This is a genomic window from uncultured Gemella sp. (assembly GCF_963515875.1).
Lineage (GTDB): Bacteria > Bacillota > Bacilli > Staphylococcales > Gemellaceae > Gemella.
Genome location: NZ_CAUPZX010000001.1, coordinates 19,190 through 35,787, shown reverse-complemented (window position 1 = coordinate 35,787; position 16,598 = coordinate 19,190). Strand labels below are relative to the sequence as shown.

18 protein-coding genes are annotated in these 16,598 nt (G+C 29.3%); 13 read left to right on the top strand and 5 right to left on the bottom strand.

What is annotated here, in order from left to right:
- Positions 1-196: 196 nt before the first annotated feature.
- Positions 197-1,303, top strand: coding sequence for a Gfo/Idh/MocA family oxidoreductase (locus tag RWL85_RS00190; protein WP_314083659.1), 1,107 nt, complete (start codon positions 197-199; stop codon positions 1,301-1,303).
- Between the two features lie 64 nt (positions 1,304-1,367).
- On the opposite strand, the gene asd is transcribed toward RWL85_RS00190, so the two are convergent.
- The 3 genes from asd to thrC all read right to left on the bottom strand — a co-directional run bounded on the left by asd (position 1,368) and on the right by thrC (position 4,884).
- The gene (gene asd / locus RWL85_RS00185) at positions 1,368-2,444 is read right to left on the bottom strand and encodes an aspartate-semialdehyde dehydrogenase (protein ID WP_314083657.1); all 1,077 of its coding nucleotides are present in this window, start codon (positions 2,442-2,444) and stop codon (positions 1,368-1,370) included.
- An 86-nt stretch (positions 2,445-2,530) separates the two neighbouring features.
- Positions 2,531-3,412, bottom strand: coding sequence for a homoserine kinase (gene thrB / locus RWL85_RS00180; RefSeq protein ID WP_314083655.1), 882 nt, complete (start codon positions 3,410-3,412; stop codon positions 2,531-2,533).
- Positions 3,412-4,884 carry a threonine synthase gene (gene thrC / locus RWL85_RS00175; protein ID WP_314083652.1) on the bottom strand — a complete coding sequence of 491 codons (1,473 nt, stop codon included), beginning with the start codon at positions 4,882-4,884 and terminating at the stop codon, positions 3,412-3,414. Before thrC ends, thrB begins: the two co-directional genes overlap by 1 nt.
- Positions 4,885-5,139: 255 nt before the next feature.
- Here thrC and RWL85_RS00170 point away from each other — a divergent pair, with 255 nt between their 5' ends.
- The 3 genes from RWL85_RS00170 to RWL85_RS00160 all read left to right on the top strand — a co-directional run bounded on the left by RWL85_RS00170 (position 5,140) and on the right by RWL85_RS00160 (position 8,448).
- Positions 5,140-6,294 (top strand): homoserine dehydrogenase, encoded by a 1,155-nt coding sequence (locus RWL85_RS00170; RefSeq protein ID WP_314083650.1) that lies wholly within the window; start codon positions 5,140-5,142, stop codon positions 6,292-6,294.
- Between the two features lie 134 nt (positions 6,295-6,428).
- Entirely contained in the window at positions 6,429-7,736 is a 1,308-nt protein-coding gene (locus tag RWL85_RS00165) for an aspartate kinase (RefSeq protein ID WP_314083648.1), read from the top strand.
- 73 nt (positions 7,737-7,809) lie between these two features.
- A complete protein-coding gene (locus RWL85_RS00160) occupies positions 7,810-8,448 on the top strand; it encodes an NAD(P)H-dependent oxidoreductase (protein ID WP_314083646.1) in 639 nt (212 codons plus the stop codon).
- Between the two features lie 52 nt (positions 8,449-8,500).
- Here RWL85_RS00160 and RWL85_RS00155 read toward each other — a convergent pair whose 3' ends face one another.
- Positions 8,501-9,136: a YigZ family protein gene (locus RWL85_RS00155; protein ID WP_314083644.1), complete on the bottom strand. Its 636-nt coding sequence runs from the start codon at positions 9,134-9,136 to the stop codon at positions 8,501-8,503.
- A 154-nt stretch (positions 9,137-9,290) separates the two neighbouring features.
- Between RWL85_RS00155 and RWL85_RS00150 the strand changes: the two genes are divergently transcribed.
- The 3 genes from RWL85_RS00150 to RWL85_RS00140 are packed head-to-tail and all read left to right on the top strand — an operon-like array spanning position 9,291 to position 11,131.
- Positions 9,291-9,608 (top strand): PadR family transcriptional regulator, encoded by a 318-nt coding sequence (locus RWL85_RS00150; RefSeq protein ID WP_060913527.1) that lies wholly within the window; start codon positions 9,291-9,293, stop codon positions 9,606-9,608.
- Entirely contained in the window at positions 9,601-10,197 is a 597-nt protein-coding gene (locus RWL85_RS00145) for an HAAS signaling domain-containing protein (RefSeq protein ID WP_314083640.1), read from the top strand. Before RWL85_RS00150 ends, RWL85_RS00145 begins: the two co-directional genes overlap by 8 nt.
- Positions 10,190-11,131 carry a DUF4097 family beta strand repeat-containing protein gene (locus RWL85_RS00140; protein ID WP_314083638.1) on the top strand — a complete coding sequence of 314 codons (942 nt, stop codon included), beginning with the start codon at positions 10,190-10,192 and terminating at the stop codon, positions 11,129-11,131. Before RWL85_RS00145 ends, RWL85_RS00140 begins: the two co-directional genes overlap by 8 nt.
- A 73-nt stretch (positions 11,132-11,204) precedes the next feature.
- Here RWL85_RS00140 and RWL85_RS00135 read toward each other — a convergent pair whose 3' ends face one another.
- Entirely contained in the window at positions 11,205-12,518 is a 1,314-nt protein-coding gene (locus RWL85_RS00135; RefSeq protein ID WP_314083636.1) for an LCP family protein, read from the bottom strand.
- A 184-nt stretch (positions 12,519-12,702) separates the two neighbouring features.
- On the opposite strand from RWL85_RS00135, the gene mutM reads away from it, so the two are divergent.
- The 6 genes from mutM (at position 12,703) to RWL85_RS00105 (ending at position 16,593) form a co-directional block, all read left to right on the top strand.
- A complete protein-coding gene (gene mutM / locus RWL85_RS00130; RefSeq protein WP_314083634.1) occupies positions 12,703-13,563 on the top strand; it encodes a bifunctional DNA-formamidopyrimidine glycosylase/DNA-(apurinic or apyrimidinic site) lyase in 861 nt (286 codons plus the stop codon).
- 12 nt (positions 13,564-13,575) lie between these two features.
- Positions 13,576-14,424 carry a YitT family protein gene (locus RWL85_RS00125; protein ID WP_314083633.1) on the top strand — a complete coding sequence of 283 codons (849 nt, stop codon included), beginning with the start codon at positions 13,576-13,578 and terminating at the stop codon, positions 14,422-14,424.
- A gap of 70 nt (positions 14,425-14,494) precedes the next feature.
- Positions 14,495-14,827, top strand: coding sequence for a hypothetical protein (locus RWL85_RS00120; protein ID WP_314083631.1), 333 nt, complete (start codon positions 14,495-14,497; stop codon positions 14,825-14,827).
- 62 nt (positions 14,828-14,889) lie between these two features.
- Complete coding sequence (gene rnmV, locus RWL85_RS00115) at positions 14,890-15,441, top strand: ribonuclease M5 (protein WP_314083629.1); 552 nt, start codon at positions 14,890-14,892, stop codon at positions 15,439-15,441.
- Complete coding sequence (rsmA, locus tag RWL85_RS00110; protein WP_314083627.1) at positions 15,441-16,301, top strand: 16S rRNA (adenine(1518)-N(6)/adenine(1519)-N(6))-dimethyltransferase RsmA; 861 nt, start codon at positions 15,441-15,443, stop codon at positions 16,299-16,301. The genes rnmV and rsmA overlap by 1 nt, the downstream gene beginning before the upstream one ends.
- Positions 16,302-16,311: 10 nt before the next feature.
- The gene (locus RWL85_RS00105; protein WP_314083626.1) at positions 16,312-16,593 is read left to right on the top strand and encodes a MazG-like family protein; all 282 of its coding nucleotides are present in this window, start codon (positions 16,312-16,314) and stop codon (positions 16,591-16,593) included.
- The last annotated feature ends 5 nt before the right edge of the window (positions 16,594-16,598 follow it).

The window sequence follows — 16,598 nt, the reverse complement described above, 5'->3', positions numbered from 1 at the left end:
GTGTCCTTAGGGTTTTTTTATGTTTAAAATTAAGTTAGTAAATGAAATATATTAGATTTGCATTTAAAGATCTAAATTTATATTAAAATGAACAGAAAATAAATCTTTAAATTTGTATTAGTAAGTTGTATAATAAATATAAGGGAATAGAATATTATTTCTTAATTGTTTAGGAATATGAAAAGAGGATTTTATTATGACAAATTATGGAATTGTTGGATCAGGTTATTTCGGAGCAGATTTAGCTCGTTCATTAGAAAAAATAAAAGATGCGAAGGTGACTGCAGTTTTTGATCCGGAAAATGGAGAAAAAGTTTCTAAGGAGCTTAATACAAAAAATTGTTTGTCGTTGGAAGAGTTGGTTGGTCTAGATGAGGTAGATTGTGTTATCGTCGCAACACCGAGTAATTTACATCGTGAGCCAGTATTATTAGCCGCTAAGAATGGTAAACATGTATTCTGTGAAAAACCAATCGCTTTATCTTATGAAGATTGTAAGGTTATGGTTGAAACTTGTCGAGAAAATAATGTGATTTTTATGGCAGGTCATATTATGAACTTTTTTAATGGAGTACGTCACGCAAAAGAATTGATTAAGCAAGGAAAAATAGGAGATGTAATATTTTGTCATGCTGCAAGAACAGGATGGGAAGAAAAACAAGAAACTGTTTCTTGGAAAAAAATTCGATTACAGTCTGGAGGACACTTATACCATCACATTCATGAACTTGATTGTATTCAATTTATTATGGATGGTCTACCGGAGCAAGTAACTATGATAGGCGGAAATGTATGTCATGTCGGTGAAAATTTTGGTGATGAAGATGATTTCTTAATAGTTAATCTGGAATTTTCTAATAAACGATATGCAGTACTTGAATATGGGAATGCATTTAGATGGGGTGAACATTATGTCCTTATAGAAGGTACAAAAGGAGCTATAAAATTAGATTTATATAATACTAAAGGTACTTTAAGAGTAGTAGGAGAAAAAGAGAGTTATTTCTTAATCCATGAATCAAAAGAAGAAGATGATGACAGAACGGCTATTTATACAGGTAGAGGAATGGACGGAGGAATAGCTTATGGAAATCCTAATATACGTTGTCCACTTTGGTTACAAAGCTGTATAGATAAAGAAATGTTGTATTTGCATAACATTTTGAATGGAGAAAAAGTATCAAAAGAATATGAAAAACTATTAAATGGTGTCGCAGCTCTAGAGTCAATTGCGACTGCTGATGCATGCACATTGTCTTTAAAAGAAAATAGAAAAGTAGAGTTGAGAGAAATAGTGAAATAGAAAATAAGAGACTAATAAAAACAATACTCCAAGAGAAATTCTCTTGGAGTATTATTTTATAATATTAATCTAAGTAGCCTAATTTTTTAATTAGTTCTGCAGTTAAAACAGCTCCACCAGCTGCTCCACGTAATGTATTATGAGAAAGTCCTACGAATTTGTAGTCAAATAGGTTATCTTCACGAAGACGACCTACAGTAATTTGCATACCTTTTTCGTTGTCACGATCAAGCACTGGTTGTGGACGATCATTTTCTTCATAATATTTAATGAATGGAGTTGGCGCTAATGGTAAATCATGTTTAGCAATTTCAGGAACATGATTTTTAATTTTTTCAACTAAAGTTTCTAATCCTGGATCATTTTCTAAATTAAATGATACACAAGCAAGGTGACCATCAAGAACTGGAACACGAATACATTGAGCTGATAGTTTCATAGAGTTATCTGGAACGATTTTTCCATCAACTACTTTACCAAAGATTTTAAGTGGTTCTTTTTCACTTTTCTCTTCTTCTCCTCCAATGTAAGGAATGATGTTTTCAATCATTTCAGGCCACTCATTGAAAGTTTTTCCGCTTCCAGAGATAGCTTGATAAGTACAGATAGAAGCTTCTTTAACACCGTACTCTTTAATTGCTTCAAAGATAGGTACATAACTTTGAATTGAACAGTTAGGTTTTGTAACGATGAATCCTTTTTTAGTTCCAAGACGTTCTCTTTGTGCAGGAAGAACATCTAGGTGCGCTGAGTTAATCTCTGGAATAATCATTGGTACATCATCTTTGTTACGGTTAGCAGAGTTGTTAGAAACAACTACTACTTCACGTTTAGCATAGTCTTCTTCAAGTTTGATTAAAGCTTCTTTATCAAGGTTGATTGCACAAAATACCATGTCAATTCCCTCAGAAACTTCATCAATTTTATATAAGTCTTCAACAACTAACTCTTTAGTATATTCAGGAAGCGCTTGGTCTAACTTCCAACGACTTTCCATAAGTTCTCCATATTTTTTACCAGCAGAACGAGGTGATGCTGCTAATTTGACTACGTCAAAGTATGGGTGATTTTCTAATAATACTAATAGGCGTTGACCTACCATTCCTGTTGCCCCAAGTACGGCTACTCTTGATTTTTGCATAATAAATTTCTCCTTTATTTGTAAAAAATTATTTTAAAAAGAACTTCCTCTTTGAGTAAAGAAGAAGTTCAAAAATTATTAACATATTAATTTAGAACTACTGTTCCTTCTTTATCAACTTTTAATAAGATTGCTTGCCAGTTGTATTTTAATTTAGCAAGTTCAGTTTTTATTTTTTCTATATTGTTAGTATCGCTAACGATATTCATTAATGTAGAACCACTTCCAGAAATGAAAAATGCTGAACTATCAATTTTTTCACAAATTTCTCTAACTTCGTGATATTCATGTATTATTTCTTTTCTGTAAGGTTCATGGATTTTATCTCCCATAACCTTATTAAGAAGTTCTAAGTCATAAGTTTCAAATGCTTTAATAACTGATCCTATACGTGATAATGAGTAGATTGCATCTTGAAGTTTAATTTCTTTTGGCATTACTTTTCTAGCTTCTTCAGTAGAAGTTTCGAAGTTTGGAATTAAAGCTAAGAAGTTAAATCTCTCATCTACCTCGTATCTTACAGTTATCGCTTCTTTACTATCGGTAGTACAAGATGAACTTAAGCTTCCGAAGATAGCAGGTGAAACATTATCAGGATGCCCTTCAATTTCATTAGCTATAGTAAAGATTTTTTGTTTATCAATAGGTGTATCGGTTAATAAGTAAGCACCATATATTCCAGCTACTACACATGTAGAACTACTACCTAAACCGCGGCTAATTGGTACATCATTATCGATTGATATTCTAACACCTGAAATTTCCTTGTTTAATTTTTTTAGTGTAGTTAGTAATGTTTGATATACTAGATTGTTTTCATTTGAAAAACGTTCTTCAAATCCCACGAATTCTAGACCGCTGTCTAATTTTTCGAATTTAAAAGTAGTGTAAAGTGTTAAAGCAACACCAAGGCTATCAAATCCACATCCAACATTCGCAGAAGTGGCAGGTACACGAACACTTACCATTATAAATCACCTAGTTTCTCTAAGATGTATTTTTTCATGTCTTCTTTATTAATTACATCTTTATGTCGAATTTCTTTTTTATCAAGATCTCTTAAGTTTTCAGGAATAACAACTTTTGTTTGTTCATGAAGTTTATTCATAAGAGTAAACTCATCTTCACCTTGAGTTTCGAATAGAGAAGAGTAGACACTTTCAGTAAATTTGTATGGAGATGCTGTTGATAATAGGATACTAGCATGTTCACTATCTAAATTATCAAGAAGAACTTTATAAGCCACAGCAGTATGAGTATCTAATAGGTAGTTATCTTTCTCGTAGATAGCTTTAATAGTTTCTTTAGTTTGTTCATCGTCAGCAAATCCAGCTTGGAATTTTTCTTTAATCTTAGCAAGTACTTCACCTGTAACTTCGAAACGACCAGTTTCTTTTAAGTCTTTCATAAGCTTAGCGATATATGCATTGTCACAATCGCTAATGTAGTAAAGTAGACGCTCTAAATTACTAGAAATTAGAATATCCATACTAGGTGATACTGTTTTTAAGAAGTCTCTATTTTTATCATAAACACCAGTTGTTAAGAAATCATAAAGTACATTGTTGTTATTACTTGCACAGATTAGTTTGTTTACTGGTAAACCAATTTGTTCAGCATAGTAACCAGCAAGAATATTACCAAAATTACCTGTAGGTACAACAAAGTTAACTTTATCATTTAATTTAATTTTGTTTGTATTTACTAAGTCTAGGTATGAAACAACGTAGTAAACTACTTGTGGAATAAGGCGTCCGATATTGATTGAGTTTGCACTTGATAACTTAATATTTTTAGAAAGTAATTCTTTTTTGAATTCTTCATCTACAAATAGTTCTTTAATTCCACTTTGAGCATCATCAAAGTTTCCGTGAATTGCACAAACTTTTGTATTCTTACCTTCTTGAGTTTGCATTTGTGTTTTTTGTACAGTACTTACACCATCATTTGGATAAAATACCATTATCTTAGTTCTATCTACATCTTTAAAACCTTCTAAGGCGGCTTTACCAGTATCTCCACTAGTTGCAGTTAAAATAAGAATATCATTTTTGTCTTCTACTTTTGTAAGTGCTGTTTTTGTAAGTTGTGGAAGAAGTGATAGCCCAACATCTTTAAATGCACTAGTAGGTCCGTTGAATAGTTCAAGAACATAACTGTCTTTTAATCCTACTAGAGGAGTAATATTTTCATGAGAGAATTTACCTTTGTATGCCTCTTTAACACATTTTTTTATTTCTTCATCACTAAAGTCAACAAAAAGTCGTAGCACTGCTTCAGCTACTTCATAATAATTTTTTCCTTTTAGATTTTCTAAATCTAATTTATTTTTTCCTAAATCTCTTAAAACGAAAAGTCCACCTTCTTCACTTAAACCTTGAAGAATAGCTTCACTAGGATTTAATTTTCTATTAATATCTCTTGTACTTTCGTAAATCATTTAAAATCTCCTTGCTTTATCGTTGTATATATGATACAATGTTCTCTATAAAAATACAAGTGTTTTTTACAAAAAGAACCTGATTAATTTTTATAACTTTAATTTTACACTAAAAATGGTTATAAAAACAGTCAAAAATTGAAAAAAGTTGAAATTGATTGAAAATTATAAGTGTTAAATTATTGACATCGAAAAAATACTTGTTAAACTTTTAATTATGTAAGAAAAAATACTTTCAAGGAGGAAATAAATTTTATGAAAGTTGCTATTTTGGGATATGGAACTGTTGGTAGTGGAGTATACGATATAATAACAAATGGAAATACAGACGAATTAAAGAAAATTGAAGTGAAAAGTGTTTTTGCGAGAAGTCGTGACAAAATGCATTTAGCTACAGATGATATTAATGAAATTATTAACGATAAGGAAATCTCAGTAGTTGTTGAGTGTCTTGGAGGAATTAATCCTGCGTACGAATTTATAAAAAGATCTTTGGAGAGCGGAAAGCATGTTGTTACAGCGAATAAGGCAGTAGCAGCTAAATATTTAGATGAGTTTATAGAATTAGCAGAGAAAAACGAAGTGAAGTTTATTTTTGAAGCTAGTGTAGGTGGTGGAATACCTTGGCTTGTAAACTTAGAAAGAACTAGACGTGTTGATGAAGTAAAACGTGTTTATGGTATATTTAATGGAACAAGTAATTTTATTCTAGATAATATGTATAGAAATAATCAAGAATTTGAATCTACATTAAAAACTGCACAAGATCTAGGTTATGCTGAAGCAAATCCTAGTGCTGACGTTGATGGTGGGGATGTAGTTAATAAAATTATTTTAAGTAATGCACTTGCATTTGACATTCACGTTGATCCAAACTTTCCTACATACTCTATGAGAAATATTACAAAAAATGATATTGACTATTTAAAACAATATGATTTAGCTGTTAAGTATATAGGAGAGACTAATGTAGAAGGCGGAAAGTATGAGACTTCAGTAATGCTTTCTATTTTTGGAAAAGAATCTCAAGAAGCGGCTGTTCCTTTAAATAATAACATCATTACCTTAGATGGATCATTTATTGGTGAACTTAAATTTTATGGTCAAGGAGCAGGGAAATTACCTACAGGAAACGCTATTGTTCAGGATATTGTAGATATTAATGAAGGGGCAGCTAGAGTTGATGTAGTAATAAATAATGACTTAACTTATTCTGAGGAATTAACTAGAAGAAATTATTTAATACGTTCGTCGGTTGAATTATTTGGTGGATTAGTAGAGAGTGTTGAGGAATATAAAGATAACTACTATATAAAAACAAAAGAAATTTCATTAAAACAGCTATCTGATTTAGTTGCTGAGGTAAAAGATAAAGATAGTAAGTTTGTTGTTGCCAAGTTTCACAAATAATTGTTATAAAGAATAAAATGATTATTAAAAATTAATTTTAGATTTTTCAGAAAATTTATTGATTTTTTTACGGATAGTTATATAATATATTATAGATATAAAATACAAATAACAAGTTAGAAAAAGGAGTTAAGATGGTTAGAGTAGCAAAATTTGGAGGAAGCTCGGTAGCGAGTGCGGAACAATTTAAAAAAGTTAAAAGTATTGTAGAGCTTGATGATGCACGTCGTTTTGTTGTAGTTAGTGCTGTAGGGAAAGCGAATAAAGAAGATAATAAGGTAACAGACTTACTTTATTTATGCTATGCACATACTAAATACAATATTAACTTTGACAATATCTTTAAAATGATTGAAGATAAGTTTATTGCTATAAAAAATGAATTAAACTTAAAATTTGATATCGAAGGAGAACTTGCTAAATTAAAAGCAGAGATTAGTAAAGGAATCGATGAGGAATATTTAGTAAGCCGTGGAGAATATTTAACAGCTTTATTGATGGCTGAGTATTTAGGGTATCATTTTGTGGATGCTAAAGATTTAATTTTTTACAATTATCAAGGTGAAATTGATTTTGAAAGAACTCAGGCAGCTTTTGATGCTGTAGTGAAAGAATATGATCGTCTACTTATTCCTGGATTTTATGGAAGTCGTCCTAATGGTGAAATAAAAATTATGACTCGTGGAGGAGGAGATGTTAGTGGTGCGATAGTTGCTAATATTGCAGATGCTAGTGTTTATGAAAACTGGACGGATGTATCAGGTATTTTAATGGCAGACCCACGTATTATTGAAAATCCACATGAAATTAAAGTTATAAGCTACACAGAACTTCGTGAACTTTCATATATGGGTGCTAGCGTTCTTCATGAGGAGGCTATTTTCCCAGTTCGTGATAAAGACATTCCAATTCAAATTCGTAATACAAATGATCCAACAGCAGAAGGAACTATTATTTCTGATAATAAGCACCTTGATGCAAAACAAATAGTAACTGGTATTGCAGGGAAAAAAGATTTCTCAATTATTACAATTAAAAAACGTCATATGGCAAATGAGGTTGGATTAATAGGTAAAGCACTTAAAATATTTGAAGATTTTAATGTTAGTATCGAACATATTCCAAGTGGAATAGACTCATTTTCTGTAGTTGTAGAAACAGGTAATGTTAGACCATTTATTCATGAGTTAGTTGCTAAAATTAAAGCAGTTTTAGAAGCTGATGAGGTTAATGTTACTCATGAAATTTCACTTATTGCTACAGTAGGAGAAAAAATGAAAAATACAAAAGGCTTATCAGGCAGATTATTCAAAGCTTTAGGGGAAGCAGGGGTAAATATTGCATTAATTTCACAGACTAATGATGAAATTAATATTATTGTAGGTGTTCATAATAATGATTATGAAAAAACTATAAACACAATTTACAACGAGTTTAAATAAAATCACAACTTCCCAATTACTTTATAGTTGGGAAGTTTTTTTATGATTGGTAATTACTATTTAGAGGTGAGTTATGAAAATTTTACAGATTATGTGTCATCCAGACTATGATGGAAAACATCGTATATCAAATATCTTAGCTAATGTAGGAAAAGATAAATTAAGAGAAGAAGGGTTCAAAAATATAGAAAACCTTAATTTATACGACCCAAGTTTACATATTCCAGTAATGGATAAGTTTATGTTTAACTATGAAGGAGTACATTTATCAGAAAAAGAACAACATGATAAACTTAGACAAAAAGAGTTATTAGCACAATGGAAAAGCGCTGAAGCAGTGTTTATTTATATGCCACTTCATAATTTTAATGTAGTGTCAAAATTTAAAGATTACATAGATAATATTGTAATTGTGAATGAGACATTTAAATGTGAAGTAGAATCTTTAATAGGATTGGATAATTCTGATAAACAAATAACATTTGTTATAACTAGTGGAGGGGAATTTGATAAGCATATTCAATATACAAATTTAGACTTTGCGGTTCAGTATGTTAGAGGTATATTTGGTGTGCTAGGAATAGATAAAATTAAAGTTTTACGAGTAGAAGGACTAGATTTAGAATTTAATGATAAAGAACAAATTGTAAAAGAGGCGATAGTTGATTTGAAAGCATGGATAGAAGAATTTTCAAGAAAGAATAAAAAATAAACTAAGAAGGAATAAGAGACCGTTTAATTTGGTTTCTGCTTCCTTCTTATCTTTATTTTATATCAAATTCGAGTTGTTTTTCTTTAGAAGATATAATTTTAAATTGACCATTTGTTAGATTAGAAATCCAATTTTCAAAGTTATCATAATCTTCTTGCATAACATAGATTGTATAAACAATTTTGTCGGTATATTCTAGGTTGTTTACGATAAAATTAGTTTTTCCAATCTCATATTCTATTTTTCCGTTAAGGCTGTAGTCTAACTCTAGTCTAACTTCAAAAGCATTTTTTCTTTCTACTAATGTTGCATTTTTTAAGGCATTAATAACTCCGCCACCATATGCACGGACTAAACCGCCAGTTCCTAGTTTAGTTCCACCGAAATAACGTATTACGGTAGCACAAACATTTTTTATTTCATTTTTTACTAGTACATCTAACATCGGAGCTCCAGCAGTTCCACTCGGTTCACCATCATCGTTAGCTCGAGTAATTTCGTTATTGTCACCATATACATAACAAGAACATACGTGTGTAGCATCGTAATGTTTCTTTTTCATTTTTTGAATAAACTCTCTAGCTTCTTCTTCGCTATTGATTCTTATAAGATGAGTAATAAATGTAGATTTTTTTTCAATGAATTCATCGTATGAGTCTTCTTTAATTGTAATAAATTTCTTCGCCATAGTACCTCCTTTGTAATTTATAATTTGCTGAATTTACTATATTAATTATGATGTATTATAAATAAAATGTCAATAATTAGAATATATTTCTCATTATACTACTTGACAAATTATACTATGCAATGTATAGTATTATGTGAAAGGAGATATTTGTATGGAAGCTCAATTAAAAAGAGGTTTATTGGAAATATGTGTTCTTGCTACTTTACGTAATTCTGAATCATATGGGTATAAAATTATAAAAGATGTTTCAAATGTAATTCCTATATCGGAATCAACGTTATATCCAATCTTAAAACGCTTGGAAGCAAACGATTGTGTTACCTCATATTCGGTAGAACATAATAGTAGACTAAGAAAATATTATAAAATTACAGATGTTGGTCTCAATAAAATTCAGGAATTTCTTATCGACTGGAAAGTAATAAGTAATGCACATAAATATATATTAGGAGATGAAAAATATGAATAAGACACAGTTTTGCGCTCTTTTGGGAAATAAATTAAAACTATATTTATCGCCAAAAGAGATATATAAAACACTCAATTTTTTCGAAGAAATGATTGATGATCGTATTGATGAGGGCTTAAGTGAAGAAGAAGCTGTATCGCAATTAGGGGATATTAATATCATCGTTGATCAAATTTTAGATGAACATAATATTGGAAAAAAACAAACAAAACTAGTATGGAGGTTTATACCACGAGAGCTCGGCTTTATTAATATCGTATTATTATTTCCTGCTTGGATAATTATATTTTCTCTAGTCGCTAGTCTTTTTATAGTTATTCTATCTATAATATTTAGTATTGTATTTTCTATTATAGCTATTTTCATTGGTGGAATCTTATTAATATTAAAATCCCCATTTTATCTTATTTACGAAAGAAATATTTCGTATTTCTTAGATACTTTAGGATTTGGATTTGTTATTTCAGGGGCTGGTTTAATTGGTATTGACTGGTTGATAAAAATATATAAAAAATCACGTCAAAATGGTATAAACATCAGAACAATTTTTGTGAAGATTTTCAAAAAAGAGGTGTATATAAATGAATAAATTTATAAAAATTTCTATTAGTTTTATAATTTTTGGACTAGTATTGATAGGATTAGCAACTTACTTAAATAATGGTCATATACCTAGATTTTCTTCTAATTTCGAGAAAAAGAATTATACTGTCTCAATTGATGATGTTAAAAATTTAGATTTAGATATTATTGATTCTGATGTAACCATAGAAGAGAATACTACTTCTAAAAATATGGAAATAGAATACTATACTGCTCTAGAACGTAAAGTTAATATAGAGCACATAGGAAATAAGTTATCTATAAAAGAAAATAAAAATATTGTGAGTATTAATTTTAATTTCTTTACTGAAAAAAGAAAACTTATTATAAAAATACCTAAATCTTCTAATATCGATATCAATTCAGTTAATAAATTAGGAGATTATTTTATCAAGAATCTAGATATTAAATCTCTTATAATTAATAGTGAACTAGGTGATGTATATATAACTAATATTTCAGCTTCAGATGTTGATATTAAATTAGCAACTGGAAATTTAAATATAGATAACTTAAATAGTAAAAATAATTCTCTAAAAATTAATGTTGCTACAGGAGATGTTAAATTAAATAATATTAATGATTTAAAAGATATTAGTGTTGATAATGAAACAGGAGATACAGAGTTGTCATCATCAACAATAAAAGATATTAATATAACTAATGAACTAGGAAATATTAAGGTAAGTAATCTTCCTAGTAAAAGTTCAGATAATATTAACTTAAAAACAACTACTGGTAATATTATTCTAAGTAATCTTACTGCAAATAATTTTATTACTCTTAAGTCAACAGAAGGTGATATTATAGCTGAATTAAGTGATGAAGAATCAAATTTTACAAATAGCTCAAATAAAAAGAAACAATTATTCACATCTTCAAATACTGGAACTGTAAATGTAAAATTTTCAAATAAATAATTAATATCCCATCAAAACTAGTTTTTGATGGGATATTAATTATTCTTGATTATTATTAACTTCAGTATTTTGATTATCTATTGTTTTTTGTATTGCTAGCAGAGTTATTGTTTATATTATTGCTGCCATTGTTAGTATTATTAGTTGTCTCATCTGGACGATTTTCGTTACTAACAGTAATGTCATTTTTCAAATCTTCTGATGTAAGTCGTTCAGGAAGATTTAATAATGAATCTTCTGGTGACATAACCGTAAGATTAGAAATTGGATAATTTTGCACTAAACGTAAATTATTAATTCTATATTGTTTAAGTCCTATAGAGATATGACCTTGATAGTAGATGTTTAATAAATCTGTAGCCTTTTGTAAAGGTAAATCTAGATTATTTCTTAATGCAGAAGATGCATAAAGTAAAGACAGTGGTCTTGGATAGTAGTAGTAGACACCACCATAATAAATGTCATAACCTTCAATTCTATGAGATACGATTTTCATATCCTCATTAAGGAACATTTTAATTGCTGTAGAGATTTGAGTTGTTGATAAATTATGCTCTACATTATCTCCAGCTATATTAATAACTTCATTGATTTTTGCTAAGGCATTTAAGCTCTTCGCTTTATCAATAAGAGAATGAATAGCTTGAAGTTGACGTTGACCACGTTCAATATCACTATCGTAATATCTACTACGAGCAAAGGCAAGGGCTTGTTCACCACTTAAAGTATGCCACCCTTTTTTCAGTTTAATCGTATTTTCTTCACCATTAGCATTTTGCTCATCCATATCGAAAGGAACGTATAAATCAATACCACCAAAGGCATCAACAGTTTGAACAAATGCTTTAAAGTTAATTAATACATAGAAGTTAATTGGAGTATTTAGCAAGTTTTCTACTGCATTAGTCGTTCCTTTGACATCATTATACGCATGTGCATGGGTAATTTTGTCGTAGAAATAAGCACTATTGTTGTTTTCATCATCTTTTTCTCTCATTAAACTAAGAGAGTCACGAGGGATACTAACCATATCCATACGTTTTTTATCTTTATTGATAGTTGCTAAAATCATAGAGTCTGTTCTACTGTCTTCACGAGTTTGACCTTGTGCTTTACGATCATCATTCATATCAATACCTAAAATTAAAACTGAGAATTTTTTAAAGTTAGGATCAACTTCTTTTAGATAGTCTACATTTTTATAACCTTTTTTAGCAGAATTTGAGAAGTTATGGAATGTATAAGCAGCAAACGCTCCAGTTCCAACTAAGAATAATGCTAAAATTGTAAATAATATTTTTTTAAAACCTCTTTTTTTAGGAGAGCGTCCTCCTCTTTTATATGAGGCTGAACTAATTCTTTTTCGTCTAGATTCTCTTTCTTCCATTTAATAACGGCCCCTTTTTATATTTAACTTTATTATTATACTACATATTTTGTTCTAACGCTATAATAAAGCGAAAAAAACAAAGAAATTAGGTGTAATATAAAGTTAAGTAAAAATGAAATCTTTGAATTTTTCAAATATTTGTATTACAATTAAAAAGTAAGTATAAAAATAGGAGTACATTATGCCAGAGTTACCAGAGGTTGAAAATATAAAATTTGGATTAGAAGAAGTAGTAATAGATAAACAAATTCTAGATGTAAAATATTCAAATACTGTAAAAGAAAGTCATACACTAAATAAAATGGCAATTGTGAAGCAAGATATTTGTTGCTTTTCTGAGAATGTTAAAGGAAAAACAATAGAAAAATTATCACGTAGAGGAAAATATCTATATTTCACATTAAATGAGGGATATATAATTACTCATTTTGGAATGACAGGAGCATTTTTTCTAGTTAAAGATATAGCAGAAATTACTAATAAAAATTATTTTAAGCATCAACATGTAATTTTTGAATTATCAACTGGAGAAAAACTGGTTTACAGCGATATTAGAAGATTTGGAGAACTTAGATATATTGAAGATATAACGAAGTTTAAACCTTTTATTAATCTTGCTCCAGAACCTTTTGATAAAAATTCTAAAAAATATTTTTTAGAAAAATTAGACGAAAATAAATATAAAGATCAACCTATAAAAGCACTACTTTTAGAAGGAAATGTATTTTGTGGATGTGGTAACATTTATGATTGTGAAGTATTATATCGCCAAAAAATTCATCCATTAACAAAGGCGAGTGAACTTTCTAAAAAGAAAAAGGAGAGTTTATTTAAAGAATTAGTAGATATTTTAGAGTTGGCAATAAAAGAGGGTGGATCTACAATCTCTGATTATGTTCATACTGATGGAGGAGAAGGGAATATGCAAAATTTCCACCAAATATATGGGAAAAAAACCTGTCCCCAAGGTCATGATGTGGAAAATGTTACGATAAAAGGTCGTTCGAGTCATTTTTGTCCTATTTGTCAAAAAAATAAATAAAAAGGAGAATCAATGGAGAGTAGAATAGATTTTTTGAAGAAATATATAAGTATAATTATTGGATCATTAATTTTTGCAGCAGGATTAGAATTTTTCTTAATTCCTAATAATATATTAGATGGTGGAGTGATTGGGGTGTCGATTATTGCCCGTCATTACTTAGGATTACCACTTGGGGTTTTCATTTTAATTTTTAATATTCCATTTTTGTATTTAGGATATAAGCAAATAGGTAGAGGTTTTTCTATAGCATCTATTTTTGGAATTATTATTTTATCTTTTGCAACATCTTATTTTCATAGTTTTCCTCCGCTAGTTACTGATCCATTCTTAGCCTGTATCTTTGGTGGGATAATATTAGGAATAGGAGTTGGATTAGTTATTAGAAATGGTGGAACATTGGATGGAAGTGAGATGTTTTCAATCTATGCTACTAAAAAGCTACCGATTTCTGTAGGTGAGATGGTTCTTGGAATAAATGTTGTGATTTTTATAGCTTCTGGATTTGTATTCACATGGGAAGCAGCGTTATATTCTATGATAAGTTATTTCGTAGCTTCTAAAGTTATGGATATAGTTATTGAGGGACTAAATGATTCTAAATCTGTAATGGTTATTACAAGTAATTACCAAGTAATTAGTCAAGAAATTCAAGATCGATTAGGTCGTGGAGTAACTTTATTACATGGAGAAGGTGGCTATTCTGGACAGGAAACAAAAATCATCTTTTGTGTAATTACTCGTATTGAAGAATCAAAACTAAAAAAAATAGTCTTTAGAAATGACAAAAATGCCTTTCTATCGATTGGAACAGTTAGTGAAGTAAGTGGAGCTAACTTTAAGAAAAAAGATATACATTAACAAATTTTCCTTTGCAGGTTGTTCTGTAGAGGATTTTTTGTGTTATAATGAGTATAAAGAGGTGAGAGGTATGGAAGAATTATATAATTATCTTATTAAGAGTGAGAAGGTTTATTTGTTAGAAAGAAGAAAAACAGTAAAATGGTGGCATATACTATTAGACCTTGTTGGACTGTTATATTTTGCTGGAGCATATGGGGAAGATAAAATCCATGATTGTTATCTGGTTAAGTTTGAAAAATATTGGGAAATACTAGTGTGTAAAAAAGGGAAAGCACTAGAAAAAATTAAGCTTAAAGATAAATTTGAATTAAAAAAGAATTTTCTTTGTGATGGTTATAAGTATAAAGTTCACAATGAAATTACACATGAACTATACAACTATTTGAAATATTCATGCTAGTATGAGCAAAATTTGTCTAAATATGTTATAATAGACTGATGAATTTTTTAAAGGATAATAAAATGAAAATCAAAGAAATAATAGTAGTAGAGGGAAGAGATGACACCAATAGGGTCAAAGAAGCAATAGATTGTGATACATTTGAAACTAATGGCTCTGCCCTAACTAAGAAAAAAATAGAACGTTTAATCTTTCTAGAAAAAACAAGAGGACTAATAGTTCTAACCGATCCTGATTATGCTGGAAAAAGAATTAGAAGTATTATAGAAAAAAATATCCCTACGGCAAAACATGCATATATTTCAAATAAAAAAGCAGTGGATAGCAAAGGGAAGATTGGAATAGAAGCTGCGAGTAAAGAAGATATTATTGCGGCCATAAAAAATCATTATACACCGATGGATGAGGTGAAAAATGATATAAGTAATGAAATATTGATAGAGTTAGGTTTAGTAGGAGGCACTACTTCAAAAGTTTTAAGAGAAGAACTTTGTGAAAGATTAAATATAGGATATACTAATGCAAAACAATTACTAAACAAACTTAATATGTATAACATTTCTAAAGAACGATTATTAGAAGAAATGGAAAAAATAAGTAAAGGAATAAAATAATGATAGGAACACCTAAGAAAACTTTTGAAATACTAAAAAAACACGGTTTTACATTTAAAAAGAGTTTAGGACAGAACTTTTTAATAGATGCAAATATCTTAAATAGAATCGTTGATGGAGCTGGAGTAAATGAAAATGTAGGAGTAATAGAAATTGGACCTGGTATTGGTTCTCTTACAGAGGCGTTAGCTAAAAAAGCTAAAAAAGTAATTTCATTTGAAATTGATGGTAGACTTTTACCGATTTTATCAGAGACACTTGCTGATTATTCTAATGTTGAGATTATTAATAATGATATCTTAAAAGCTGATGTTGACAAAATAATCGCTGAGAAGATGTCAGATTGTGAAAAAATTATGGTAGTAGCAAACTTACCCTACTACATTACAACGCCAATTTTAACTCATTTAATAGAAAATACTGAGAAAATTGATGGTTATGTAGTTATGATGCAAAAAGAAGTTGCTAATAGATTAAATGCTAAGGTAGGAACAAAAGATTATAACTCACTAACAATTTTATTAAATTATTATACAGATGTTGAGTATTTATTTACCGTACCGAAAAAAGTTTTTGTACCAGCACCGAATGTTGAAAGTGCAGTTGTGAAAATTATGACAAAAGAAAGTCACGAATTTGAAACTGATGCTAAATTCTTTAAATTTGTTCGTTCATGTTTTGTTCAACGAAGAAAAACTTTATTAAATAACTTAATTTCAAGTTATGGTAAAGACAAAAAGCAAGATTTACAAAATGCTTGTGTAGATAGCGATATTGAACCAGCTAGACGAAGTGAAACTTTAACTCTAGCAGAATTCTACAATCTATATAATAATTTAACAAATAACAACTTAATCTAAAGGAAAAAATATGGAAGAATTAAAAACTATAATAACAGAGTTTAGAGAAAAAAGAGGTTGGGAAAAATATGATACTTTGGAAAGATTTTCTAAAAGTATTTCTATAGAAGCGGCAGAGTTATTAGAACATTTTCAATGGGACGAAAAAGGTGATAATATACAAGAGATAAAGGATGAGCTAGCAGACGTTCTAATCTATTCTTTAGCAATGTGTTATCATCTTAATGAGAATCCTAAAAAGATTATAGAAGATAAATTAATAGATGTTGCAAGACGTTACCCAGAAAAATAAAATAA